1 protein-coding gene is annotated in these 2,377 nt (G+C 63.3%); it reads right to left on the bottom strand.

Annotated elements, in window-relative coordinates; all coding sequences use genetic code 11:
- A partial coding sequence (locus AB1824_13530; GenBank protein MEW5765980.1) for a proprotein convertase P-domain-containing protein occupies nucleotides 1–1,669 on the bottom strand: 1,669 nt, incomplete at its 3' end.
- Nucleotides 1,670–2,377 lie beyond the last annotated feature (708 nt).

Raw genomic sequence — 2,377 nt, 5'->3', positions numbered from 1 at the left:
AGGGCATGAAGTTCGTCCACACGTAGTGGCCCGTCACCGAGTCCACGCACAGCTGGGCACGGTTCAGGTTGTCGTAGAAGTTCAAGGTGTACAGGGGTTCCGACTCCAGCGTGTAGGCCTGGCTCCCTGTGTACTCGTTGGCGTCCATCACGTGAATCGTGAAGTCGTAGGTCCCCGCCCAGGTCGGCGTACCCGACAGCGTCGCGCTCACCTGGTCCCAGATCAGCCCAGGAGGCACCGTCCCCGTCAGCGAGAAGGAGTAGGGCGCCGTCCCGCCCGATGCCGTGAAGGTCACCGACCAGGGCGTGCCCCTCTGCAGAAACGGAAGGGGCGGCGCGGGATCGATAACGAGGGTGGGAACGCAGGTCGCTGTGAGAACATTCAGCGTCCAACTGACCAACGTCCCACCGTCACCGGCCAAGTCGTCCGAGACGGTGAGGGTCCATGTCCCGTTCGGATCCTCCCCAAGGAAGGCTCCGAAGGCCTCTTCCGGCACCAGGGGCGTAGCGAGGGTTAGGTTGACGTACGCGTTGTCGGTGGCCAACCCGTTGTTCGTGGTGTAGGGAACCTGTCCATCCACGTCGGCGTTGTCGTCCCACAGTGTGCCGTTGAACACATTGTCATTCCCGCTCCCGTTGTCTGTGGTGAGGGTCACCACCGTTCCCGCGGGCGATTGAAGGGTGACATCCAGATCCGCCGCAAAGGTGTGCTCCAGAAAGGTGGTCAGCGTGAGACCGCTGAGGGAGTCCCCTGCGCCGGCCACATCCAAAGTGGACGTAACCACGGCGGGGCCTGTGGGGATGGCAGTCGAAGCAGACTGTGTAAACGAGTAGGCCGTTTCGATCGGCGGCCCCGAAAGAGTGGTGAGTTCCAGGCTCCAGTCGGACAGGTTCCCTCCGTCACCGGCCAGATCATCCGATATCGTGAGGGTCCAGGTCCCATTCGGGTCTTCGCCAAAGAAAGCCCCCATGGCCTCCTCTGGGACGAGAGGGCTCGCCAAGGTCAGGTTTACGTACGTGTGGTCGGTGACCAAACCGTTGTTGGCCAAATAGGGCACCTGGCCTCCCGGGTTGGCCGAATCATCCCAGACCGTTCCGTCAAAGACGTTGTCATTCCCCGCCCCGTTGTCGGTGGTGAGCGTCACGATGGTCCCGGCCGGCGACTGGAGCGTAATGTCCAGGTCTGCCGCGAAGGAGTGAGTAATGTGCGTGGAGACGTTAACGTCCCAGATGAACGTGCCCGCACCGGCCACGACTAGGGTGGAGGTCACAACCGCCGGCCCGGTGGGGATCGCCACCGGAGTACCACCGCCGTGGGTCGTGGTAGTCGAAAGGCAGGAAGATGGCGGCAACAACGGCACAGAGAGCACCGCGTCAGGGACCGCCTCGGGTTGACCCTGCGCCATGGGTCGATCTCCACCCATGGACATAGAAAGGCGCTCCCACTCCTCTTCCAGCGCGGCCAGGGCCTCTTGCGCCTCTTGAAGGCTTGGGTCGGAGGCCAGTTTCAGTCGAAGGGAGGCCTGCTCCGACTCGATCCGGACCATCCGGTCCAGGGCCGCCTCCTTCCATCCATCAGGCTCCTGGGCGCAGGGGACCCAGGGCACGAAAACCCAGCTAATGAACGCCAGGACCATCGTCCATCCGCCCAGAACGCATGTCTTTTTCATTCGTCCCTCCCCAGCACCGGCGCGACCCGACAAATGGCCGCACGGACCGCAATGCCCACGAGCCACGAACCCGCCTCACGATCCCAGCCATCCAGCGCCGCCTGCCCGGATCCTTTTTCCCCGCTTGGTCCCATAGCAGGAAACAGCAGGTCTGTCCCCACAAGCCTCGTTTTCTAGTCTCGTCCTCCCTGGCCTCCGCCTTCGGCAGGCTTCTCTCCTCACAACACGGAGCAATCCAGCGCAAGGGATCCTGGATTCCCAGTGAGTTAATTGTTATTGCGCGAAGAGATTCAAGTCAAGTCCCGGGGCCCCCTCGGGTTTCAATCCAACCGGGGCGCTTGAGGGTAATCTCCCTTCGTGTAAATCCCTCCCTCACGGACGATAGCGCCCGGCCTGGACTGCGCTCCCAATCAGACCAGACCGGTTTTCCTTCTTGAACCTAGTCCCGTCCCCTGCGTCTTGGCCGCACCACCCCAGGGCCCGTAAGGGAGGACGATGAGTTCGCCTCCGTCCCCCCGGTCCCCGGCCTGCGGACCGTCGAGGAGGTCACCGGGAATCCGGAACCGCCGAGGGAAATAATGGGCGGGGCCGAAGCCCCGCCCGTTCCTTGACTCCTCCTTGAGGATCGGACCTCACGCCGGAGGCGGAACGATCCCCCCGCACGGCGGGTTGTTGGTGGTGTTGCTGTCGGTGAGGGCCGAGTAGACC

It is taken from the genome of Acidobacteriota bacterium, assembly GCA_040752915.1.
Taxonomy (GTDB): Bacteria; Acidobacteriota; UBA4820; order UBA4820; family DSQY01; genus JBFLVU01.
Note: the sequence above shows the minus strand (reverse complement) of the source record. Positions and strands in the feature narration are given on the sequence as shown.